We start from the raw sequence: 22,079 nt of genomic DNA, 5'->3' as shown, positions 1-22,079 counted from the left end.
GAGGTCAGCATGCCTGTAGACAATGGAGTGATCACACCGGCCAGCACGCCCGTGGGTAATTTGCAGATTGGAGACCTGGTTTTCATCCGCGTAACCGCCCGACCGTTCCTGGAAGTCGCCAGCGCCACGAACTCATGGACTAACCACGTGGGCATCGTCGTCGACAACCGTGGCGACGATCCATTGATTGCGGAAAGTACGTTTCCCTTCGCGCGAACCACGCCACTGACACGCTTCCTGCAACGCTCCGAGCACGGCCGTTATGCCGTTGCGCGGCTGACCGCTGCGCTCAGCAACCAGCATCGCAGTGCGCTGGTCAGCGCAGCGCTTCGGCGCATGGGCACGTTCTACGACACCGGCTTCAACATCAGCTCGCGACGCCAGTTCTGTTCGCGCTTTGTTCGTGACGTTATTTATGAAGCGACCGACATTCAGGTGGGAGAGGTGGAGACGTTCGCGACGTTACTGCAACAAAATTCCGACCCGAGGCTGGTCTTCTGGCGTTTCTGGTACCTGGGCCGCATTCCGTGGCAGCGGCGTACCGTGACGCCGGCGAGCGTGCTGCGCAGTTCGCAGGTGCACGTCATTGTCGACGCACCCGGGCATGCTCACGCAGCGGCGCAACCTGAGGCGAAGCGGTGGGCCCGGTGAAGTGCACACGGCGCGAGCTGCTTCACGCCGGCATGGTCGGTATCGCAGCCAGTGCGCTATCACCTTGGGCGATAGCGGCCACACCTTCAGGTGAGCTGATTAACGATGTGACGCTGCTTAACCCGATATGGGTTAACGGTGTGCTCACCCCGCGTACGACGCAGGAGATTCGCCAGGCGCTTGCCGAAGGGGCAGGGCCCGTCAGTATGGGCGGTGGGCGCTACAGCATGGGCGGACAGATTGCCACCGAGGGCTGCCTGCACCTCGATATGCGAAGGTTCAATCGGGTGGTCCGGTTCTCGCCTGGGAACAAGGTGATACGGGTGCAAGCAGGCATGCGCTGGCGCGATTTACAGTCGGTCATCGACCCGCATGATCTCTCGGTAAAAATAATGCAGAGCTATGCCAACTTCACCGTCGGCGGGTCGTTGTCTGTCAATGCGCATGGGCGTTATGTCGGCGCCGGCCCGCTGATCAATTCGGTACGTTGCCTGCAACTGGTGCTGGCGGACGGCTCGGTAATCGAAGCTTCCCGCAGCACCAGCGCCGACGTGTTCTACGCCGCGATCGGTGGCTACGGCGCGTTGGGCGTGATCACCGAAGTCGAATTGGACCTTGTACCCAACGTCGCCATGGAGCGTCAGGTGCGCCGACTGCCAATTGCCGATTACCCGACGTTTTTCAATGACCACGTCCGTGGTAACGCCCAGGCTATTTTGCACAACGCCGATTTGGCGCCGCCTTTCTTTGACCGGGCCACTTGCGTCACCTGGTGCGCCACCGACAAAGCGCCGACAGTCGCAGACCGGTTAGTCGCGCCGGGGCAATCGTACAAGTTTGATGAGGCCGTGATGTGGAGTGTGGCAAAGCTTCCCGGCGGCCCATTGATCCGCAAGGACGTGGTCGATCCCCTGCGCTATCTCAGCCATCCGGTGGTACGGCGCAATTATGAGGCCAGTGCGGACGTCGCCTCACTGGGGCCTATCGCAACCCGCACCAGCACCTATGCGTTGCAGGAGTATTTTGTTCCCGTCGCCCAACTCCAGGCGTTCGTACCGTTGATGGCTGGCATCCTGCGGGCGCACGCCGTGAATGCCGTCAATATCTCCATCCGGCACGCGCCGAGTGATACGCAATCGTGTCTGTCTTGGGCGCGTGAAGAGGTGTTTTCGTTCGTACTCTATTACTGGCAACGCGTTGGCGTGGCAGACCGCGAGGAAGTCGGCGTGTGGACACGTGAGCTTATCGACGCCGCGCTGTCGCTAGGCGGAACCTACTATCTGCCGTACCAGCTGCATGCGACGCCGGAGCAATTCTCACGCGCCTACCCGAACGCCCGGCGCCTGTTCGCACTCAAGGCGCAATTGGACCCAGGCAAACGATTTCGAAACAAGCTCTGGGATAAATATTCCTAGGCTCCCGCCACGTGCTTCGCTACGTCCATAAACGCCCGTGCAGCCGCAGACTGATAAACCCCTTTGCGCTGCATCAACACCGCAGTGCGCTCTAACCGCTGCGGCCCCAACTCAACGGCCACCAACTCTGGATGCGCCCGCGCAATGGCGGCCGGAAGTAAGGTCGACAGCGTGGTCCTGCGCACCACCTCAATCAACGCACTGATCACATTGGCCTCCATCACCACGCGCGGGCGGATGCCGTGTTGGTTGCAGTAGCGGTCGATTTGCTCGCGGGTGGCGAATTCCTTGCTCAGTAAAATCAATGATTCGCCATTCAGCGCCTCCAGCCCAATGGCCCGCTCCCCCGCCAGTGGGTGCTGTTGACCGACTACCAGCGCAAGGGTTTCGACCAGCAGGGGAAAGGTCTCGATGTCTTGCGCATGCACCTCATCAAACGCAATACCCACGTCCAGTTCGTCGGCCAGCAGTTGGTTCTCCATCTGCTCCTGGGCGACCTCACGCACGTTCAGCGTGATGTTCGGGTAGCGCTGGTGAAAGGCTTCCACCAGCGGCCCAACCAGATAAGTGGTGAAGGTCGGCGTTACTGCAATCCGCAGCGTTCCCCGGCTCAAATCGCCCACGTCATGGATCGCACGCTTGCCTTCCTGCAGTTCCTGCGCCGCCCGCAGCGCATAGCGTAGGTAAACCTCCCCGGCATCGGTCAGGCGCGTCTTGCGTCCTGAGCGATCAAACAACTGTGCGCCGAGGCTCTCTTCCAGCTGCCGCACTTGCTGCGACAGCGCCGGCTGCGAGACATGCAGGGCCGTCGCCGCCTTGGTGAAGCCCTGATGTTCCGCGACCGCAAGGAAGTATTGGATATGTCGTGCCAGCATGGTTGAACCCATAAGATTATCTAATGCTATTGATCATATATGAGACTTTTACCTTATTGCACCAGCTCCGTAACCTTTGCTTCATCGCATCGCGAACCAATGGAGTCACCCATGCAAGACATCATCGACGGTTTCCTGAAATTTCAACGCAGCGCCTTCCCCGAGCGTGCCGGCCTGTTTAAAGACCTGGCCAACCAGCAGAGCCCACGGGCGCTGTTCATTTCTTGCTCCGACAGCCGGCTGGTGCCAGAGCTGGTCACGCAGCGCGAGCCGGGCGACCTGTTCGTCATTCGCAACGCCGGCAACATCGTGCCGTCCTACGGCCCTGAGCCGGGCGGCGTGTCGGCCTCGGTGGAATACGCCGTCGCCGCTTTGCAAGTCAGTGACATCGTGATCTGCGGGCATTCCGACTGCGGCGCCATGACTGCCATCGCCACCTGCAAATGCCTGGACCACATGCCCGCCGTGGCCGGCTGGTTGCGCTACGCCGATTCGGGCCGGGTAGTTAATGAGGCCCGCAAGCATGTTGACCAGCCCGCCAAGGTCGCCTCGATGGTGCGCGAAAACGTCATCGCTCAGTTGGCCAATATCCAAACGCATCCCTCAGTGCGCCTTGCACTCGAAGAAAAGCGCGTAACGCTGCATGGCTGGGTTTACGACATCGAAAGCGGCTGCATCCAGGCCTTCGATGGCCGCACCGGCAAGTTCGTGCCGCTGGCCGACAACCCAACTGTACGCGCTGTTTCGCACTAACCCTTATTTTTACCCACGGAGATACCACCATGATCCAGTCACAAATCAGCCAAAACACTCGCCTTGCCCTGGCCGACGTCATCCTCCTGGCCAAGGCCCGCAAAGACCTGTCGTTCGCCCAGATCGCCGAAGGCACCGGCCTGCACGAAGCTTTCGTCACCGCCGCCTTGCTTGGCCAGCACCCACTGCCGGCCAACGCCGCCCAAGTGGTTGCCGACACCCTGGGCCTCGACGCTGATGCCGTGCTCCTGCTGCAAAGCATTCCGGTGCGCGGCAGCATCGGCAACGGTATCCCGACCGACCCGACCATCTACCGTTTCTACGAAATGATTCAGGTCTACGGCACCACGCTCAAGGCCCTGGTTCACGAGAAATTTGGCGACGGCATCATCAGCGCCATCAACTTCAAACTGGACATCAAGAAGGTCGATGACCCGGACGGCGGCTCCCGCGCAGTGATCACCCTGGATGGCAAGTACCTGCCGACCAAACCGTTCTGATCACGCTACTAATGGGCCCGGCGCTGCACAGCTGCCGGGTTCCACTTTCCTGCAGATTTGGAAGAGGTCATCTGAACATGAAAGGGTTACTTGTACTGATATTCGGCGTGTTTTCCGCTGCGGCGATGGCCGACGAGCCACTGCCGGTCGAGCAATACAGCTATGCCCAGCACCTGGACATCGCCCACGTCATTTCCACCAGCGACGTTGCGGACGTCTGCGCCGTGGTGCCCGTGCGTATGACCTACGAAGACTCCAAGGGCCAGCGGCACATTCTTGAGTACCACGTGATGGGTAACGGCTGCTCAAACGGTTGAGCCACCCATTGTTGTTTTCTACCGTTGCGCCCGCTGTGCCTGAGGGCAGCAACATTGAGGGCCATCGTCATGGATTTAATCTTTCGTAACGTACGCATCGACGACGCACAACCACTGATGGATGTGGCGGTGCACAGCGGCAAAATCATCGAGATTGCGCCGCACATTTCAGCGCACGCCCAGCAGGAAATTCAAGGCCACGGCAACGTGCTGATCCCGGGGTTTGTCGAAGGGCACCTGCACCTGGAAAAAGCCAATGTTATGCACCGCAAGGCCAATCGTTCCGGCACATTAAAGGAGGCGATAGCGGTCACCGCCGAACTCAAACCCACACTGACCCGTGACGACATTCTTGAGCGTTCCACCCAAGTACTGCGTGCACTGGTGCAGTCCGGCACCACCCACGTACGCGCTCACGCCGAGTTTGACCCGGTGCAAGGCTTCACCGGCTTTGATGTGGTACTGGAGTTGCGCGACAGGTTGTGCGACGTCATCGACATCCAGGTGGTCGCCTTCCCACAGGAAGGAATCCTGAAACTGCCGGGCATGCAGGCAATGATGGTCGAGGCCATGGAAAAAGGCGCCGATGTAGTGGGCGGCATTCCCTACAACGATAACTCAGCGCATGAACACATCGACTACGTATTTAACCTGGCCAAGCGCTACGGCAAGGACATCGACTTCCATCAGGACTTCGCCGACAACGCCGACCACATGAGCATTGAATACCTCGCGCGCAAGACCCTCGAGGAAGGCTATCAAGGGCGCGTGTGTGTCGGCCACCTGACCAGCCTGGGCGCCGTGCCGCCGCACAAACAGCGCGAGATCATTGCCCTGATTCGCGAGGCCGGAATCAGCGTCATGTGCCTGCCCGCCACCGACTTGCACCTCGGTGCGCGCGGCGACGACCATAACGTGCGCCGCACCCTGACGCCGGTGCGAGCACTGCGCGATGGCGGCGTGAATGTGTGCCTGGCCACCAACAACATCCGCAACGCGTTTACCCCGTTTGGCACCGGCGATTTGCTCAACATTGCGCAACTGGCAATTCCTGCCTGCCACCTGGGCGGGGCGGATGACCAGGCCACGGTGTTGTCGATGCTCACCACGAGTCCGGCGAAAGCGCTGAGGCTGCAGGATTATGGGTTGGCGCCGGGTAAGGCTGCTGATTTGGTGTTGCTGGATACGCGCTCGGTGGGTGATGTGATTCTCGACTTGCCGGCGCGGTTGATGGTGCTTAAACGTGGGAAGGTTGTGGCGACGTCGGTTTGTCAGCGTTCGGTGGTGTTCTGACGATGTGGCAGGCAAATCACTCCGGCTCAATACTCCTCGCCAGTCCAGCGGCCCAAGCAGCGAGCATTTTTTCTCCCACTGCCTCAAACGCCGGATGGGTACTTCCATAATCCGAAAGCTCCACCATCGCGCGGTTCATGCCACTGTGCACTCGGTGGAGCAACTCAGTGCAGCGGGCTTCGGTTAAATTGCACGCGCTGCGCCCGAACTGCACCAGCATCTTGCGTTTTGGCCAAGCCTTCGAGCCGCCGAGCAACAGACTCATAATGTCGTTGACCTGGTACACAGTAGTCGTCACTAGGTCGTAAGCTGGTGCGAGCCAAACATCTGCGTCTTCGGCACAATTCTCATACAGCAGGCCGAAATTCTTAAGGTGTCCGTCACCATTTTGGATGCCTGCAGACAGTGCCACCATCATGAAGAAGTCCTCTAACGCCTTGGTCACCCGCGAAGGGGAGACATAAGCCTTGATCAGTTTCGCGCAGCCCTGATAGCTACCGTCGTACTTCTTACTCGTTCCCCATCCCGATAGCACGCACATGTCTTCGAACCCGAGGTAGGCGGTATCACTGATGTCGAACCGTTTCACCACCAAAAATTTACCGTGCTGACTAAGCTGGCATTCAGGCACTTCAAGGCCTGTGTGAAGTGCCGCGCGCATACAAAAAAACTCATTGGCTGCCAGTTGCGCAAAGTCTGAATCATTGAACGCTTTCACTAGATGCGTAGCGCCACGGTGGGGGAGGCGGGCAACGTCGGGATCCGCATCGTCAACGTCGCGCACCAGTACCTTCGGTTGAACCCCTGAAACACCGGAGTAGGCGGCGTAAGTTTTCATCAGGTCGTCGAACAGATCCTTTGCTCCGTCAAAGACCAAGAGTTCAGAGAGCTTGATCTCGGGCAGCGATTTGTTACCGGCAACATGGGTAACGCTGATACGACCCAACTGGTGTGGACCGACGATACCCAGTAAGGCGAAGTCGTCAAAGCCACGCACTGATTTGCTGAAACGCCGCACAAGCTCGGCCTTGAGGTGCCCCTCGGGAATGTGCATCTCAAACAGGGGATGGATTCCATACGCCCAGTTGTAGCTCTCCAAGCGCACGGGCATTGTCAAAGAGACCGCGTCCTTTTCGGCTACGGTCTCGTTGTACGAGAACACCGAATCGCGCGGTTTTTCTTCGTTGCGCCCGAGTGTCCCAGCTGCCACGCCACCAGCGCCAATATAGAGCCGGTCACTTTGCCTAATCATGGACGCTTCCTACTTTCAGTTCGTCGAGCGTTTTACGTCGACGCTTAGGGATCGCGGTCAGCTCGTAACCCAAACCCTCGAGAATCGCAGCCACCTTGCGAATGCCCACTTCAGGAATGGTGTTGTTCTCGATTCCTGAGATGGTAGAGCGACTCATACCGTGCCGTTGCGCGAGCTGGCTTTGTGAAAGGCCAGCCGCCTTGCGTAGGTTTTTGATCAGGAGACCTAAGTCGTCCATATCATTTTGCATCCTATACAGTGCATTTTTAAGTTTTAAGCTATTTCTGCGTCGTATACGATACGTTTTGTCTTGAGTAGCCCTTTCTTTTACTTAGGTGCTGTCCGCCCCAGAAACCCAGTAATCAGCTCCACCACCTGCTGCTGAATCACCGCCCGTGGCCGAGCCCCTTCACCATCCCGGCAAATCATGCCATCGCCGGGCGAGCTCTCTTCAATCAACGTCATACCTCCCGGCTTGCAGATCGACATAAAGCTGAAGTGCGTGGCGTCGCCTATCTCCACGTACTGCGTCGAAGCTTTTGGCAGCCGCTTGACCATGTCGGCAGACTCCAATTCCGGCGACATATCCTCCGTTGGCACACCCCCCGCGATCACCAGCGCCGGCACTGGCAGTACGCCCAGGCTGGCACTGGTGAAGCCGCGCGACAGGCCCAGGTCCAGTGACACAACTGCGGTGACGCGCTTATCGCGCAAGTCAGCGGCCAGTTGGGCCTTGCCAACTGGCGTGCCGGCGGGGTTCATCTTCTGGTAGCCAATGCAGCCGCCCAACTTCGGGTGTTTGGCGCAGTCCTTGCTGAACAGGTCAGGGTCGAAACGCGCCCCGGCGATTTCCATCACGGTCCAGCCACCCAGGGAGTGGCCCACGGCAGCAATCTGGTGGTTCGCGACCGCGCCAAACTGCTTCGGCTGAGCCAGTACCGCGTCGATAGCGCGGCTCAGGTCGGCCGGGCGTTGCCATAACTGTGCGGCAGCGTGCGGGCTGCGGTCTTTGGTGGTGGTGCCAGGGTGGTTGACCGCCGCCACGATGTAACCCTTGTGCGCCAATGCGCTGGCCAGCCACACCTGTTTACCCCAATTGCCGCCGTGGCCGTGGGACAGCACCACCAGCGGATGCTCACCGGCAGCTGGCGCAGCATCGGGCACGCCGAGGGCGCCGATGAACACCGTGTTGTCGGCGATCAGCTCGGGTTTGGCAGTGGTGGTGGCGGGGTACCAGACGACCAGCTCCAGAGGGCGGTGGTTCTGGGCATCGGGCAGCGTGGCGGTTTTGAACCCGACCGGGCTTTCGGCGGCGAAGGCGGGCGTGGAAAGGCAGAGCAGGAACAGGGCGCGGGAAGCGGTTTTCATTGTTGTTATCTTCCTTGAATTTGGTGGCGCATCATTACCTAAAATCCTATCGGCGGCTGATAAGCTGGCAAAATCGACCAATCAGACGTTCATGTCGATCAGTCCGCTAGTCCCTCTCATGCTCGGCCAGCCGGCATGAATGTCCCGCAAGTGGGGCAGTCAACGCCGTCGCTCGCCATTTGCATAACCCCCTCGCCGAACGTTGGGCAAACCTGCGCCGCCATCTCGCATGGAGATCCGAGAATGAGCTCGCCCCCCATAACCGGGAGCCATTTCTCGCAGCAACGCGGCTCGCGATGAAACGGCAACTGCCACTAGCGCAGCGCATGCTCACAATTAGCGCGCCCTAGCTCACCCCCCTACAAAATACCTGTACAGAAATAGCGCTACGCATTTTTACAGCGTTCGCAGGATTCTATCGGCCCCAAGATGGCCTTGGGCTGTATCGCCGCCAAACAGTCGTCAGCCCGATAGCCAGGCCTCTATTTCTGGCGCTTGCCAGAAATCGGAGGTTACTGACCGTTCATCGGGATTGAGTGATGTCATAAAGACATCGCATCAATATAGTTGTACAAGACTTGTACAAGAATAAATGCTTGTACAAGTTTCGGCTAGCCAGGATATAACGTCGCTACTCGTTGCTGTCGAACAAAGAATACCTGCGCAGGATGCGGACCAAGGGCGAATACATACCCTTGCAGGTGTCCCTAAATTGTTCCTCCCATTACGCAGGTACACCATGCCATCGCACACTCCCCGGCTCTCTACACGGACCACTCTCTATGCCGGCTATGCCAGCCTGCTCGCGTTTATGTTGCTGATCGCCGCTATCTCGCTGTACGCCCTGGCTAACAGCAATAAGGACTTTTCTCGCTACGTTAATGGCATTGATGCACGCACCCGCCTGGCCAACACACTAAACGACGCCGCCGCCCAGCGCGCGATTGCCCTGCGTAACATCGCCTTGAACAGCAATGTCACCGCGAGAGGACAGCAGCGGGGTGCGATTGCCGTCAACGAACAAATGGTGGCCAGCAGCCTCGCCGCGCTACGCCAGGCAATTGATAGCCATGATGATGTGTCGCCCAAAGCACGTGAACTGTTCTCAACCATCGAGCAGGTCGAGAGCCGCTACGAACCAGTAGCGCACACCATTGCCGAACACCTGTTCAAGGGTGAAAACGACGAGGCCCTGCGCATGGTCAGCGAGCAGTGCACACCATTACTGGCCGAGCTGACCCAGGCAATTGGCGAATACCTGCGCTACACCAACCAGAAGGCAGACCTGCAGGTCAGCGAAAATGACGCGCACTATCTATCACAACGCAACCTGCTGCTCGCCATTACTGCGCTAGCCGTCTTACTAGCAGCGGTACTGGGCTACCTCATCAGCCGCAACCTGCTGCGCGCGCTGGGTGCCGAACCGAGTGAGCTCAACCAGCTCGCCCAACGGGTTGCCCAGGGCGATCTGCGCGTTAGCGAGCGCACGATTGAGCCACCACAAGCCAGCATCATGGCCGCCCTGCTGAGCATGCAGGAGAACCTGCGGGACATGACCAAGGGCATAAACCTGTCCTCACAGACCGTGGCCGATTCCAGCCAGGAGCTTAGCCAATCGAGCCTGAGAAACGCCGAAAGCGTGGCCATGGCACAGTGCGAGGTCGAGCAGATCGTCACCGCCGTTCACCAAATGGCCGCCACCGTGCAGGATGTCGCGCGCAATGCCGAATCCGCCGCCAGTGCCGCCAGCGAGGCCGATAGCGCGGCCCTGCACAGCCAGCAGAAGGCCAAAGATGCCGTCAACATGATCGGCGAGCTGGCCGAGACAATCGAACAGTCCAACATGGCCATGGTCCGGTTGAAGGATGAAACCGGCAATATCGGCGGCGTACTTGAAGTGATCAAGTCGGTGGCCGACCAGACCAACCTGCTGGCCCTCAATGCAGCCATCGAAGCTGCCCGTGCTGGCGAGGCCGGACGCGGCTTCGCGGTGGTAGCCGACGAGGTGCGCAGCCTGGCAAAGCGTACCCAGAAGGCCACCTCAGAGATTGAGGGACTGATCGCCAGTCTGCAGAAAATTGCCGACGAGACCTCGCAGCATATGCAACGCTGCAAGCGCTCCAGTGCGCAGTCGGTGTCCGGCGTTACCGAGGCCGGTGACGCGGTAAGCACGATCGTCACCATGATCGAGCGGATCAACGGCATGAACCACCAAATCGCCGCTGCCGCCGAGCAGCAGAGTACCGTTGCCGAGCAGATCAGCCGGGGCATCGTGACCGTCAGCGAAAGCGCCGAGCAATCCGCTGCAGCCTTCCGCAGCGCTCAGCAGGAAAGCGAAGGGCTGGCACGCACCAGCGTGACATTGCGAGAGAACATTTCGCGCTTTCAGCTCTAGGGGCTGTTGCCGTTTCATCGCGAGCCGCGTTGCTGCGAGAAATGGCCCCCGGTTAGGCGCAGGACGCAGGTAATGGTCCGAGTCCTGCAACAACAGCGAGTGAAACGGCAACACACCTTACTACTAGCAGGCCGTAGGTATTGGGGGGTAGACCACGATTAACAGGATGTCTAGCCCGCTTCTGGCCGATTCCTGCCCCTCACGAAGGAAAGCAAACGGCCCAGCGAATCCGCACCAACGCGACATCGAAATGCCTTTGCCATCAGGCCCGAATGAGTCGTCGCATAACTCAGGAGTAAGGCGACAGATAAGGCTTGGTGCGACGTGTAGGTCGGGCCCAAAGCAGACGGTGGGCAGTCTACTAATGCATCAGTAATGATGCGCCCAGCCTGTCGCGCTCTTACGCTGTATTGTCGCGCTTACAAAATCACCTTTTATGATGAACAACAGGTTATGTGTAGCGATGGAAAGTTATACAACATACACTCAGCAATTTCGCGACAGAACCGTCGCCTAATAAATATTCAGGAGCAATTATGAAACTTTTCGCGGTATTCACAATTTTGTTATTTGTATTAGTAGGATGCGCTACAATTGGGAGTCAATCGCCACAGCAAGCTGCACAATCTGCGGCAATTTTATTTGAGCAACAAAAATTCAATTTAGTTTGGGTTCCCGCAGCGAATAACGGCATTTCCGGAGCTATGGCATCCGCGCTTATCGGAAGTGCAGGTTTAGAATCTCCAATTGTTTCAAACATCCACCAAATAATTGCCTCTGCAAGCAAAGCTGATGTTCGTGTCGCCATCTCAGGAACCAATAGTTCTTTTGCAGCCAACTCAGCTATTGCAGCCTTAAGTAACACATCAAGCATGCTCCCTAAGTTGCAACTTGCATTTATCGGCTCGACATCAGATGCTGCGGCAGTTCGCTCGGCAGTTGAAGCTAAAGGCGGTAAATTCTTACACGCCACACCAAATGGCTCCTAACTAGCGGTTTCTGCCTGTCATGATAGACGTCTGTCGGCCAATAGCTGCCGATCATGAAAAGCTGCTTTCGACCCAAAGCTGCCGATCAGCACAGGCAGTAAACAGCCAAAAGCGGCCAGTCCTCAAAGCCCCAAAAATGTCCCGAGGCGAGTATCTAGTCACGCCAATTGGGCCCGTCATTGTGAGCAAGGCTAGAGGTTTCAACCATTTGCTAGCTGGAGGTAATCGCAAATAGATTTTTGCACAAATAGGCATCCTCTCTTGGGATGAAATCTTCGGGGCTTTCATTGCAGGAAAAAGCTTCGAAAACGTGGTTGATAATTTTTTTTGCTTGGTCCGTAGTAAGGACACGAATGTCTATCAGGTCAAGAAGGGCATCGGCTATCTCGTTTAAACTAATGCAGTATTCTTCAGCGGCAACCCTAAGCAGCGCTCGCATCTCCCTATATTTACTATCTGAATCTACATTGTTTTTCAGAAATTCAAGTGGCTCTTCCAGAATTTCAAAAGGATAAATCTTTTGATACCTGTCGCAGTATTCTATAAGGATCCGCCTAACCTTCACGCCATCAAATTTTTGAGAGCTAGCCCCTAACAGTGCATTAATTTTCGTATTAGCTATCCAGCTTTTCATCGCGAAATTTACCTTGCTTAGCGCTTATTTAAGGGACGTCGACTGGCGGATCTTGGCCGAAGGCTGTCTTTCATGAACGGCGGTCGACGACCAAATGCGGTCAATCGACAGACCAGAACAACTCCAGCCTTGAATAGTCATTTCGTGATCTGCTTGCCATCTCGAATGTAGCTGTCATGTCGTAGTCACCGTCCTCCATAACAAACTCAACCAAGTCGTGCTGTAGGTCTTCCTTCAAATAATCGATCAAATTACAGGCGGCTAGGACAGTGCAGTCTGTCGGTGTGTCCTTAGTGTAAACTCCAAGAGCACGCTGAAAAAAACGAGCTAAGTCGTTCGCTGCCTGTTCAGTTATTTCGGAATACTTATTCAGACCAACGTTATACAAAGCATTCCGCATGTCCCCGTTCAGGCAGCAATGCGCTCGCTTGTAGGCATATTGGTAGCTGAACAACAAACCTCCTTCAGGATAAACGAGGTGCGATGAGTCCGCCTGCTCGTCAAGGAAGGCTACCGTCCGATGTGAGAGCATTTTTTCCACCTTGAAACTTTGACTGTCCGGATTGCTGAACGCACATAAGCACGGCCTGACGAGCAGGATACACTGCCAACCAGAATGGACGATGGCGAGAGGCAGCAATTGGCCGATGTCTGCCTGTGCTGACAGGCACCTCTGGGTCGTTTTCTGTCTCTCGCGAAAAGCCGAAACAGGCCAAAAGTAGCCGCTCGAAGGTATCGACGAAAACTCGGGCGACTCAGCCTTTGTTGACTGACGCGCTGTCTTAATAAAGCCGCATAAAATAAGCCCTGGCGTTCGCCAAGGCTTTTGCGTTTTTCGTGAGTAAGGTCAGAACACTACCTTGGGGCTGGCATACTAGTCCCGTCCCGCACCTGCATCAGCGCAAACCCCAGCAGATTCAAGCCTTTCCACAGATTCGGATTGTTCGCATCTGCGTTGTCCTGTGCGAGCCCTATACCCCAGATGCTATCAACCGGGCTGGCTTCGACAATAACGCGCGAACCGGTTTGTAGAAGGTATTCGTTCAACTGCGGATTCTGAGAGAACTTGGCCTGGTTCGCTCGAACGACGATGTCGTATCGGTGTTGCAGCCAAACCTTATCATTGAATCCGCGCACGTTGCGGCCAAGTGCTTTGGCGGCATTAGGCGTAGGGGCGTGGAGCACCTGCGCACGAATTTCCTGATCGTCGAACAAGGCGGCCTTCTCGGCCATCATGAAGTGTTCGGCTGTCGGGTAATGTTGCCCTTCGACAATAAACCCGGCCTCGAACCATTGGCTGAAGCACGACGCGGTGACGACATTTTTGCTGCGCTGGTGCCCCCAGAAAAACGTAAAACTCAGATCTTCTCCAGAGTTGAAGCGGGCGCACAGTTCTTTCAGATGGTCAGAGTCGTTCAATGAGAAATCCTCGCTAACTGAAGATCGAAGTTACAGCTACTGTGCTGACCAAGGCAACCACGAAGCTTGGTAGATCGAACGTCCACAGATTGACGCATCCGCGCAACTCTTCGCAAACACACCCTTAGCGACACCATCGCGTAAACCTTAGTAGGTCTTCGGCTGACAAATTCAGTCTCGGGTTCTCGCATGTAAATTAAACAGCGATATGTTTGACCTATTCTGGCCGGAAGCAGCCACCCACGGTGGCTGCTATCCCCCAAACCTGATCAGTGGCTGATGAGCTTCAGCTCAGTGATGGCCAGAAAAATAGTTGGCCCATCAGGTGGCGTAGGCGCGCGATAGCAACCCAGTGCGTTCAGGTTGTGAACCGCGACAGCGGCCAGTTCCCAGGCCATGGCCTCATCGTCGAGGGGGATCGCCTCTTCCGCGCCAAAGCATTCGGCCCCCGGGAGTGTTTGCAGTTGCTTGAGCGGCAAGGCTTTTTCACGAAGCGCAGTGGGCACCGTGGGGTTGCTCCAGGCCCACATCCAGCTGGAGTTTCTGGATGCAAAGGAGCCGATGTTGATGATCTGCGCTTCGACGGCCAACCGGTTGCCTTCATCGAAGAATTGGACAGTCGCGGTTTCCTGATCCAGCCACCAGCGAGCCATGTCGCCGAGCCCATAATCGCGATGGAGCTGCTCCTGCTTGATCATCAACGCCGCCATGGCTGTTTCCCGCAAGCTTTCAAAAGTGTGTTCTGACATCGGTTCCTCCTTGGGTATCCATTCAGACTTTAAGCGTGTGGTTTGTCAGGGCCTGGGTCAATAGCAGGCCGTGGACACGCACCGAGTGCACGGTTAGTGTGCATCAATCGCTGCCATTTTCTTGCGTACCGGTGTCGTGTTTGCAGGCTCGCCTTTTCGGCTGATTGAAAACGTAGGGGTGTCGATGGAAGCTAGGCCACAGCGATGTCGATTAATTAATAGTTAGGGAAAACTCAAGATGCGTCGTGTAAGTACTTTCGGTTTGGCTGTCTTCAGCAGTGTCATTGTCTGTTCTGGCTGTACGTCATACGCGTCCAAGCCGATTATCAGCGAGCATGTTGAATCCGCAAAAAAGGAAATGATCTCCAGCTTTACTTATGAAGTGGATACCCCCTGGAAAAACAGTCGCTTTGGAAAGGGCGCTTACGAAGTGACGCAAGCAATTATCCCAACGGCAAAAGACAACAGCACGAGCGTGGTAGCAGCGAAGCTCCCTGCACTGCAAATAAAAATCTCGGAGTTTTCATCCGGCGGTGCGTGTGGGCAAGAGTACTTGACCGGACTAAGTCTCGGCCTGATTCCCAGTTGGTGTACACGACCCAAACTGTTTAAGTTTGACTTCACGCTTATTAACAATCAGGGCGTTTGCAGGCAAAAAACCTATTCAATCAGCTCGACGACATTTTCACATATCACTATGATTCCATTTGCGATGCTCAACACCGACAATCAACCCTTAACTATTTATCAGGCCGCGCTAAAGGATTTCCTTCAAGAAGGTCAATGCGCAGCCCATTAATAGGGGGTTCAAATCGCTCGCTTCGCCCGCACGGCCGGTATCAAATCGGCCTGTCCACAACCCGTGCATTCCAGACGTCCCGATACCGCTCGCGCCAACCCGGGCTGCCTTGATCCAGCCACGCCAATGTCGCCTCAATCGTATCCGCGCTGATGACGAAGTGATTGATATGTTCCGCGATCCGTTCCTGCGACAGGTGCAGCGCGTCCAGATAGGCATTGAAGGTATCCGCCAACACCACGTATTCATCGCCTTGCTGTCGGCGCCCCGTCCATGCGGGTAAACCCGCGACCATCGCGCCTACGTCCTGGCGACCGTCGCGCAGGTCAAGCAGCAAGATGCTCGCACCGCCATCGCGGCCGATTGGCAGCAACCCCGTAGCCGGGAAACCAGGTTGCTTGCGCAGTTGCTCCAGTTCAAAAGGGTTGGATTCATACGTTTCGCCGGGCTGCAGCCCATACAGCGAAAAGCTCAGCAACTCCTCTTCGCCATTGCTCATAGTGGCGAGCACATCGTAATCCACGGTGCCGCCGTTGCAGACCTTGAGAAACTGCCGGTAATCGTCCGGCAGGCGGGCACCGAGTTGGGCCTCCAGTTGCGAGATGGCAGGGTCGGATGCGCCCTCTCGAGTGTCGTCAAAGATCAATCCACGGTAGTCAGTCATTGAGGGCTCGCAAAACCTTAGTAAAAATCATCGGGAAATAAATACCGTCAGCATAAGAACCCCTTCCAGCAGGGGCTGTTGAAGGGCAGGGCGGGGCGGGCGATGCTTGATATGTTGAATGTCCTTGGCGATGTAAATCTTCCTTTTGCTACCCACGTTACAGGCCGCAGATTAGCAGTCGTTCGCGACTGGCAGCTTACGGCCCAGAGTGTGTAAAAACGCTTTCGCGAACCCTTGCTATGATTTTTGAGGATTTCATCGCAAGGATCGCCCATGAAGCGCTTTATCCAAGGAGAGCATCGAGGCCAAAGCACCTTCCTTCCAGAGAGCCTCGACGATTACGTCACGGATACCAATCCGGTGCGCGTAGTCGACGTTTTTGTCGATGAACTTGACCTGGTCAAACTGGGTTTTGAAGGCGCCATACCGGTAGATACTGGCAGGCCAGCTTACCATCCCGCTATTCTGCTGAAGATCTATAGCTACGGCTATCTGAACCGCATTCAGTCGAGCCGGCGCCTGGAACGAGAAGCCCAACGCAACGTCGAGTTGATGTGGCTGACCGGGCGTTTGATACCCGATTTCAAGACCATCGCCAACTTCCGAAAAGACAACAGCAAGGTCATCCGCGGCGTCTGTCGCCAGTTCGTTGTGCTGTGTCAGCACTTGGGATTGTTTGGAGAAAACAGGATTTAATGATTTGGATGTGTGTAGTAAATCTTGCTAACCACAGTCCACTTGCCATTGACCCTCAGCAGATGAAACAAGTCTGTGAAGGAAATACCTGACATGTCGTTGGCGTCGATGCGAGCACTCGCCGCGGTACCGACGATATTGATGCTGGTGATAGCGGCCTGTGCGTTAGGAGAGGGTCGGAAATCCTTGTCGATCCCATCGAAGAGGCTTTGAATCGAGCCGCCTACCAGTTGCCCATCGGCGCCGACGCTGTACATCGTTGCATTCTTGCTGAATGCGGGCTTCATGATGCTGCTCTTGGCTTGCTTGCAGCCCTCGAGGTACTTGCTTAGCACTTCGGTGATGGCTTGGTATTCTTGTACATAGGTAGGGTTGCTCATGGCTTTACTACTGATAGCGTGGTGACCGCGCGGTAGTTCTTCTGCTTGAGCCGTCGCGCTTAGGCCCGTAACCATTGCCATGAAAAATAACGCCTTGAGAACAGTTGTTTTCATTTAGTTGCTCCTAACTAAGCGTTGCATATGTTGATTAATGTTCAGCTGCAAAAAAAACGCAGCGACATCGCCAGACACTCTGTGCCGCTGTTGCTTCGCGATGAAATGAGTGGCGTGCTTTTTGTCATGAATGCCGCAGCGTTGCCGTGACCTGCGGGTTCATTGGTTTTGCAGTGACTGGCTTAGGTTCGTTTTGAGTTCTTGCGATGCTTGCGCGATCGCGCTTTGCACTGCCGGCAGATGGTTGAACGCGTTCGATAGCCCAAAATCGTGAGTCATGCCGTTGTAGCGCACCGACTTCACCTGCACACCCGCAGCGTCGAGCTTGCGGCCGTAAGCTTCGGCTTCATCGCGCAGGACATCGAATTCAGCAGTCTGGATCAACGTCGGCGGCAAGCCTTTCAACTGCTCGGGCGTCGCCTGCAGCGGCGATGCGTAAATCTGCTTGCGTGCCTCGGCGTCGGTTGTGTAGTTGTCCCAGAACCACACCATGAGGTCTTTGGTCAGGAAGTAGCCGTTGGCAAACTCCTTGTACGACGGCGTATCGAAGTTTGCATCCGTTACCGGGCACAGCAATAGCTGCGAAGGCAGTGCAGGTGAGCCTTTCTCGTTCGCCATCAGGGCAACAGCTGCGGCCAGGTTGCCACCTGCGCTGTTACCCGCTACGGCCAGGCGCTTGCCGTCGACGTTGATCGCCTGGCCATGCTCGGCCACCCATTTGGTTGCGGCATAGGCTTGCTCGATGGCAACGCCGTATCCCGCCTCAGGCGACAGGCTGTAGTTAACGAACACCGCCACTGCGCCAGAGCCCGCCACCAGGTCACGCACCAGCCGTTCGTGTGTTGGGAAGTCGCCCAGCACCCAGCCGCCGCCGTGGAAGTACATGAACGCGGGCAGGGTCTTCTGTTGGCTGCCGGCCGGGCGCACGATGGTCAGTTTCAGGTCGCTGTCATTGACACGAATTGTCTTCTCGCTGACCTCAGCTGCCGGCAAGGCCACGTTGGGGGCGGCCTGGGCACCCGCCAGCGCGGCGCGGGCATCGGTCGGCGACATGCTGTCGAGCGTCTGGCCGCCCTCAAGGGACTGCAAGAATTTTGCTACATTGCGTTCGACGCCGGGCCGTTCGACTGCAGAGGCGCTACCAAGCGACAGGGCCACGACGGAAAGGCCGAAAGCGGAGGTGAGAGGTTTCATGATGTTTCCTTTTTATCGCCTGAGTGTGTGCGTCATTAAATAGCGGCCTGTTTTATTACGTTGTTACGCCTGGGGTCAGGCGATCGAAGTCAGCGGATTTCAGGCGGTGTGCCGGACGCACAGTTGCAGCGCCGCTCGGCTGCAAAGAAAAACACGACAGATAGGGTTCAAAGCCTCATCTGCCGCGTGCTCAAGGAAGGTAGATATTCAAGGCGCGACGTGGGTGTGGAAGATCTTGCTGACGACCGTCCACTTGCCATCGACTTTCAGCAGGTTGAAGAAATCTGTAAAGCAAAAGCCCGATACGTCATTGGTGTCGATGCGCGCGCTGGCAGCGGTGCCTACGATGTCGATGTTGACGATTACACCTTGAGCTTCAGGAGACGGGCGGAACGTGCTGTCAATGCCATCGAACAATGTCTGAATCGGGCCGCCGGTCAGTTTACCGTCGCCATCGACGCTGAACATCGTTGCTTGCTCACTGAAAGCTGGCTTCATGATGCTGCTTTTGGCCTGCTTGCAGCCTTCGTTGTATTTGTTCAGTACCTCGACGATGGCTTGATATTCCGGCACATAAGTAGGTTTGTTCATGTTTGTATTCCTGGTTGTTAATTCGAGTCATGTTAAAAAACGGCCACGTTTGGCTGGCATTCAGATCAACCCCTGCGACCCTCCGCAGCGGCGTCCACCGCTGGGGCCCAAGGTCTCACTTTTGAAGTGTTGCCCAGTTGGCTTATCCAGCAAGCGTAGGCCAGTCGGTGTAACCCTTTGCGCCGTTACCGTAATAGGTTTCGCGTGGCGCAACAGCGAGTTCTGCACCTTCTTTTAATCGACGCACCAAATCCGGATTAGCAATAAACGGGCGACCAAAAGCCACTGCATCGACCTTGCCTTCAGCACGGCGGGTAACGGCCAGTTCGATGTCGTAATTGTTGTTGCCGATGTAGGGGCCTTTGAACCGTGCACGTAACGCATCGAGATCTACGTTTTCGGGAACAGTGCGTGACGTAGTGGTAGCGCCCTCGACAAAATGCATATAGGCGAGCTGGAAGCGATTCAGTTGTTCAATCAGATAGCCATAGGTTTGCATTACCTGGCTGTCCAAGGGCGTGTTGCCGGCATCTGGCGTCACGGGAGACAGGCGAATGCCAACGCGGGCATGACCCCAGATCTCGACGACTGCGGCGGTTACTTCCAACGTGAGTCGTGCGCGATTCTCAATCGAACCACCATATTGGTCGGTTCGCTGATTGGTAGAGTCGCGCAGGAACTGATCGAGCAAATAGCTATTGGCAGAGTGCACTTCAACACCATCAAAGCCGGCGCGTTTTGCGCATGCAGCGGCGTGTCGGTACTGCTCGATAATGCCTGGGATCTCGGATGTTTCCAGCGCTCGCGGCATGGAGACGTCCATCATTCCCTTTTCAGTGAAGGTCTGGCCTTCGGCTTTAATCGCCGAGGGCGCTACCGGTGCCGTGCCATCGGGCTGCAGGTCCACATGCGAGAAGCGCCCCACATGCCACAGTTGGCAAACAATAAGTCCGCCAGCGGCATGCACCGCATCTGTTACCAGTTTCCAGCCTGCTACGTGCTCTTCAGTCCAGATGCCTGGCGTCAATGCATACCCCCGCGCTTGCGCAGAAATATTGGTCGCTTCACTAATGATCAGACCGGCGCTGGCACGTTGTGCGTAGTAGCGAGCGTGCATTTCGTTGGGTACGCCTTCTGGCCCCATGCGGCTGCGCGTTAACGGGGCCATGACAATGCGGTTAGCCAGAGATAAGGCACCTAAAGTCATTGGCGTGAAAAGATCCGTTGATGGGCTGTTGAGTGCCATTGTGATTCCTCGTGATAACTGTTCTGCCGGATGAAACTCCTTGCTGTATCAACTATGGAGGTCAATGATAGTGACGTAAATAGTCATAGGCGTGGATACAGTATGAGCAAAAAAGTCATAATGCAGCGCCCGACGCGCGCTGAGGGCATAGAGGGTTCACTTCCTTTACCGCCGGTGCATTTTCCCGGTCTTTTAACCTTCGAGGCTGCCGCCAGACATTTGAACTTCGCTCGCGCCGCCGCAGAAATCGGTGTCACGCCAACTGCGGTATCTCGCACGATCAAAAGTGTGGAAGCGCAACTCAATGTACGGCTATTCAATCGAACAACACGCAGTGTCAGCCTGACCGAGGCCGGCGCGTCATTGAACGCAGCATTAGCACCTGCGCTTGCTTTGATCAGAGACTCCTTGTCACAAGTCTTGCTCGCGACGGATCAACCCTCTGGCACAGTGCGCCTCAACTTTTCGTACGTTGCATACCGCATCTTGATCGAACCGCATCTAACCGCCTTCATGGAAAAATTCCCGCTGATTAATGTCGAGGTATCACTGGATAACCACCTTGGCGATATCGTTAATGCCGGTTTCGATATCGGCATGCGCATGGGGAAAAGAGTGCAAAACGACATGGTCGCGGTACCGTTGGGAGCGGCACAAAAAAGAATTGTGGTGGCGGCGCCGGATTACTTCAGCACGCGGGTTGAGCCTCAGACGCTGGAGCAACTGCTGAAGCACAACTGCATTCGCCAGCGGTATTCAGTTGGCGGAAGATTCTTTGAATGGAAGTTTGAAGATGGCGGGCAAATGGTTCAAATCGATGTTCAAGGGCGTTTTATTTTTGACGAAATGAGATCCGTCCTTGATGCGGCAATACAAGGCCAAGGCATTGGTTTCGTTTTCGAGGACTTCGCGAAGCAAGCGTTAGAAAACGGTACGCTTAGCCAGATATTGAAGCCGCACAGCGGCATGGACGATGCGTTTCATCTTTACTACCCCCATCGTAAACACATGCCAGGCAAGCTGCGTGCGTTTGTTGATTTCATGCGCAGTGCTAATGAGGTGGGAAAGTTATGATTTAACATCCACTGCAGCATGTTTAGAAATATTGAGTAATTAGCACACATAAAGTTAGAACATGTTTTTTGAAATTCCAAGACTATGAATAGTCAGTAATGTCCACTTTTGGCCCAGCGTGTGTAAAAGCGCGCTGATGCACTGTCGGCGCGTAGCGCAGAAGGCTGTTAGCTGAGTAATTGCTCGCAAAAAGTCCTGCGGGTCATCACTAGGGCCTGGGAGCCCCAACGTCACTTCTACCGTGCTGGGTGGCCAAAATAAAGACCTCTTCAGGCCGACAGCGCCTTCATTAAACAGCGGGTGCCGAGAGTTTTCATGACCCGCTTCAGGTAGGCGAGTACGTTCAAGCTCATCTGCGCACTTACTCCGTTCAGCTTTCGTGTCAGGAAATGCGTGGCGCCCCTCCATTGTTTGAGTATCCCGAAGGGATGCTCGACCTTGCGCTTGCGGACTCGCCTCATGTCCGGCGCGTTGCTCAGTCTGGCTTTATACCTCTCGTTTCAAATGGTGCAGTTATTCTATTAATTCAGGGGGTGTTTCGTTTTGAGCATGTAGGTGTTGTGCTGAGGCTGGTTGATAAAAAAGTGGGTGAGCAGCGCTACCCGTACGGACGTATCACACTGAATCCAGCTATCAAATCTTTGTACCAAACCGATCATTTTATAACGAGAATTTAGTCTGATCGATGCTCTGCCCCAGATATCAGGGACA

Annotated in this window: 25 protein-coding genes and 2 pseudogenes; 13 read left to right on the top strand and 14 right to left on the bottom strand. The window is 55.9% G+C overall.

Features of this window, described 5'->3' with window-relative positions:
- The first annotated feature begins 9 nt into the window (after positions 1 to 9).
- Positions 10 to 651, top strand: coding sequence for a YebB family permuted papain-like enzyme (locus tag KZH41_RS21240; protein ID WP_094949847.1), 642 nt, complete (start codon positions 10 to 12; stop codon positions 649 to 651).
- A gap of 32 nt (positions 652 to 683) precedes the next feature.
- Positions 684 to 2,066 carry an FAD-binding oxidoreductase gene (locus KZH41_RS21235; protein ID WP_094949893.1) on the top strand — a complete coding sequence of 461 codons (1,383 nt, stop codon included), beginning with the start codon at positions 684 to 686 and terminating at the stop codon, positions 2,064 to 2,066.
- On the opposite strand, the gene cynR is transcribed toward KZH41_RS21235, so the two are convergent.
- Positions 2,063 to 2,941 carry a transcriptional regulator CynR gene (cynR, locus tag KZH41_RS21230; protein WP_094949892.1) on the bottom strand — a complete coding sequence of 293 codons (879 nt, stop codon included), beginning with the start codon at positions 2,939 to 2,941 and terminating at the stop codon, positions 2,063 to 2,065. The genes KZH41_RS21235 and cynR overlap by 4 nt on opposite strands.
- Before the next feature lie 111 nt (positions 2,942 to 3,052).
- Between cynR and KZH41_RS21225 the strand changes: the two genes are divergently transcribed.
- The 4 genes from KZH41_RS21225 to KZH41_RS21210 all read left to right on the top strand — a co-directional run bounded on the left by KZH41_RS21225 (position 3,053) and on the right by KZH41_RS21210 (position 5,804).
- The gene (locus tag KZH41_RS21225; protein ID WP_094949846.1) at positions 3,053 to 3,694 is read left to right on the top strand and encodes a carbonic anhydrase; all 642 of its coding nucleotides are present in this window, start codon (positions 3,053 to 3,055) and stop codon (positions 3,692 to 3,694) included.
- Positions 3,695 to 3,723: 29 nt separating this feature from the next.
- Positions 3,724 to 4,194, top strand: coding sequence for a cyanase (cynS, locus tag KZH41_RS21220; RefSeq protein ID WP_094949845.1), 471 nt, complete (start codon positions 3,724 to 3,726; stop codon positions 4,192 to 4,194).
- A gap of 77 nt (positions 4,195 to 4,271) precedes the next feature.
- Positions 4,272 to 4,511 (top strand): DUF2790 domain-containing protein, encoded by a 240-nt coding sequence (locus tag KZH41_RS21215; protein WP_094949844.1) that lies wholly within the window; start codon positions 4,272 to 4,274, stop codon positions 4,509 to 4,511.
- Between the two features lie 69 nt (positions 4,512 to 4,580).
- Positions 4,581 to 5,804 carry an amidohydrolase family protein gene (locus KZH41_RS21210; RefSeq protein WP_242151454.1) on the top strand — a complete coding sequence of 408 codons (1,224 nt, stop codon included), beginning with the start codon at positions 4,581 to 4,583 and terminating at the stop codon, positions 5,802 to 5,804.
- A 16-nt stretch (positions 5,805 to 5,820) separates the two neighbouring features.
- Here the strand turns inward: KZH41_RS21210 and KZH41_RS21205 are convergent, their stop codons facing one another.
- The 3 genes from KZH41_RS21205 to KZH41_RS21195 all read right to left on the bottom strand — a co-directional run bounded on the left by KZH41_RS21205 (position 5,821) and on the right by KZH41_RS21195 (position 8,424).
- Positions 5,821 to 7,056 (bottom strand): type II toxin-antitoxin system HipA family toxin, encoded by a 1,236-nt coding sequence (locus KZH41_RS21205; protein WP_263273650.1) that lies wholly within the window; start codon positions 7,054 to 7,056, stop codon positions 5,821 to 5,823.
- Positions 7,049 to 7,294, bottom strand: a complete 246-nt coding sequence (locus tag KZH41_RS21200) for a helix-turn-helix domain-containing protein (RefSeq protein WP_083357646.1) — start codon at positions 7,292 to 7,294, stop codon at positions 7,049 to 7,051. The genes KZH41_RS21205 and KZH41_RS21200 overlap by 8 nt, the downstream gene beginning before the upstream one ends.
- Before the next feature lie 89 nt (positions 7,295 to 7,383).
- Positions 7,384 to 8,424, bottom strand: coding sequence for an alpha/beta hydrolase family protein (locus KZH41_RS21195; protein ID WP_242151451.1), 1,041 nt, complete (start codon positions 8,422 to 8,424; stop codon positions 7,384 to 7,386).
- Positions 8,425 to 9,163: 739 nt separating this feature from the next.
- Here KZH41_RS21195 and KZH41_RS21190 point away from each other — a divergent pair.
- On the top strand, positions 9,164 to 10,819 hold the full coding sequence (locus tag KZH41_RS21190) for a methyl-accepting chemotaxis protein (protein ID WP_263273649.1): 1,656 nt from the start codon (positions 9,164 to 9,166) through the stop codon (positions 10,817 to 10,819).
- Between the two features lie 536 nt (positions 10,820 to 11,355).
- Complete coding sequence (locus tag KZH41_RS21185; RefSeq protein WP_263273648.1) at positions 11,356 to 11,808, top strand: hypothetical protein; 453 nt, start codon at positions 11,356 to 11,358, stop codon at positions 11,806 to 11,808.
- 211 nt (positions 11,809 to 12,019) lie between these two features.
- Here the strand turns inward: KZH41_RS21185 and KZH41_RS21180 are convergent, their stop codons facing one another.
- The 4 genes from KZH41_RS21180 to KZH41_RS21165 form a co-directional block, all read right to left on the bottom strand.
- Positions 12,020 to 12,442: a hypothetical protein gene (locus KZH41_RS21180; RefSeq protein WP_263273647.1), complete on the bottom strand. Its 423-nt coding sequence runs from the start codon at positions 12,440 to 12,442 to the stop codon at positions 12,020 to 12,022.
- Between the two features lie 100 nt (positions 12,443 to 12,542).
- Positions 12,543 to 12,983: a hypothetical protein gene (locus tag KZH41_RS21175; RefSeq protein ID WP_263273646.1), complete on the bottom strand. Its 441-nt coding sequence runs from the start codon at positions 12,981 to 12,983 to the stop codon at positions 12,543 to 12,545.
- 314 nt (positions 12,984 to 13,297) lie between these two features.
- Positions 13,298 to 13,861 carry an NADAR family protein gene (locus tag KZH41_RS21170; protein WP_263273645.1) on the bottom strand — a complete coding sequence of 188 codons (564 nt, stop codon included), beginning with the start codon at positions 13,859 to 13,861 and terminating at the stop codon, positions 13,298 to 13,300.
- A 269-nt stretch (positions 13,862 to 14,130) separates the two neighbouring features.
- Positions 14,131 to 14,610, bottom strand: a complete 480-nt coding sequence (locus tag KZH41_RS21165; RefSeq protein ID WP_094949828.1) for a DUF6882 domain-containing protein — start codon at positions 14,608 to 14,610, stop codon at positions 14,131 to 14,133.
- 238 nt (positions 14,611 to 14,848) lie between these two features.
- On the opposite strand from KZH41_RS21165, the gene KZH41_RS21160 reads away from it, so the two are divergent.
- Positions 14,849 to 15,409: a hypothetical protein gene (locus KZH41_RS21160; protein ID WP_094949827.1), complete on the top strand. Its 561-nt coding sequence runs from the start codon at positions 14,849 to 14,851 to the stop codon at positions 15,407 to 15,409.
- 40 nt (positions 15,410 to 15,449) lie between these two features.
- Here KZH41_RS21160 and KZH41_RS21155 read toward each other — a convergent pair whose 3' ends face one another.
- On the bottom strand, positions 15,450 to 16,073 hold the full coding sequence (locus KZH41_RS21155; RefSeq protein WP_263273644.1) for an SMI1/KNR4 family protein: 624 nt from the start codon (positions 16,071 to 16,073) through the stop codon (positions 15,450 to 15,452).
- Positions 16,074 to 16,346: 273 nt separating this feature from the next.
- Between KZH41_RS21155 and KZH41_RS21150 the strand changes: the two are divergent.
- Positions 16,347 to 16,757: pseudogene (locus KZH41_RS21150) on the top strand (transposase); the annotation flags it as partial.
- An 8-nt stretch (positions 16,758 to 16,765) separates the two neighbouring features.
- Here the strand turns inward: KZH41_RS21150 and KZH41_RS21145 are convergent.
- Positions 16,766 to 17,149 carry a nuclear transport factor 2 family protein gene (locus KZH41_RS21145; protein ID WP_263275125.1) on the bottom strand — a complete coding sequence of 128 codons (384 nt, stop codon included), beginning with the start codon at positions 17,147 to 17,149 and terminating at the stop codon, positions 16,766 to 16,768.
- Positions 17,150 to 17,290: 141 nt separating this feature from the next.
- On the opposite strand from KZH41_RS21145, the gene KZH41_RS21140 reads away from it, so the two are divergent.
- Positions 17,291 to 17,413, top strand: a complete 123-nt coding sequence (locus KZH41_RS21140) for a hypothetical protein (RefSeq protein WP_256589231.1) — start codon at positions 17,291 to 17,293, stop codon at positions 17,411 to 17,413.
- A 9-nt stretch (positions 17,414 to 17,422) separates the two neighbouring features.
- Here KZH41_RS21140 and KZH41_RS21135 read toward each other — a convergent pair whose 3' ends face one another.
- From KZH41_RS21135 to KZH41_RS21125, 3 genes are all read right to left on the bottom strand, one after another.
- The gene (locus tag KZH41_RS21135; RefSeq protein ID WP_263273643.1) at positions 17,423 to 18,457 is read right to left on the bottom strand and encodes an alpha/beta hydrolase; all 1,035 of its coding nucleotides are present in this window, start codon (positions 18,455 to 18,457) and stop codon (positions 17,423 to 17,425) included.
- A gap of 207 nt (positions 18,458 to 18,664) precedes the next feature.
- Positions 18,665 to 19,048 carry a nuclear transport factor 2 family protein gene (locus tag KZH41_RS21130; protein ID WP_094949823.1) on the bottom strand — a complete coding sequence of 128 codons (384 nt, stop codon included), beginning with the start codon at positions 19,046 to 19,048 and terminating at the stop codon, positions 18,665 to 18,667.
- 142 nt (positions 19,049 to 19,190) lie between these two features.
- Entirely contained in the window at positions 19,191 to 20,294 is a 1,104-nt protein-coding gene (locus KZH41_RS21125) for an alkene reductase (protein WP_263273642.1), read from the bottom strand.
- A 102-nt stretch (positions 20,295 to 20,396) separates the two neighbouring features.
- Here KZH41_RS21125 and KZH41_RS21120 point away from each other — a divergent pair, with 102 nt between their 5' ends.
- Positions 20,397 to 21,368 carry a LysR family transcriptional regulator gene (locus KZH41_RS21120; RefSeq protein WP_263273641.1) on the top strand — a complete coding sequence of 324 codons (972 nt, stop codon included), beginning with the start codon at positions 20,397 to 20,399 and terminating at the stop codon, positions 21,366 to 21,368.
- A gap of 269 nt (positions 21,369 to 21,637) precedes the next feature.
- On the opposite strand, the pseudogene KZH41_RS21115 reads toward KZH41_RS21120, so the two are convergent.
- Positions 21,638 to 21,850, bottom strand: a pseudogene (locus KZH41_RS21115) (IS5/IS1182 family transposase); the annotation flags it as partial.
- Between KZH41_RS21115 and KZH41_RS21110 the strand changes: the two are divergent.
- Positions 21,758 to 22,045 carry a hypothetical protein gene (locus KZH41_RS21110; protein WP_242151423.1) on the top strand — a complete coding sequence of 96 codons (288 nt, stop codon included), beginning with the start codon at positions 21,758 to 21,760 and terminating at the stop codon, positions 22,043 to 22,045. The pseudogene KZH41_RS21115 and the gene KZH41_RS21110 overlap by 93 nt on opposite strands.
- Positions 22,046 to 22,079: the final 34 nt, after the last annotated feature.

It is taken from the genome of Pseudomonas sp. YeP6b (genome assembly GCF_025642995.1).
Taxonomy (GTDB): domain Bacteria; phylum Pseudomonadota; class Gammaproteobacteria; order Pseudomonadales; family Pseudomonadaceae; genus Aquipseudomonas.
The sequence above is the reverse complement of the archived record's forward strand: the minus strand, read 5'-3'. Positions and strand labels throughout refer to the sequence as shown.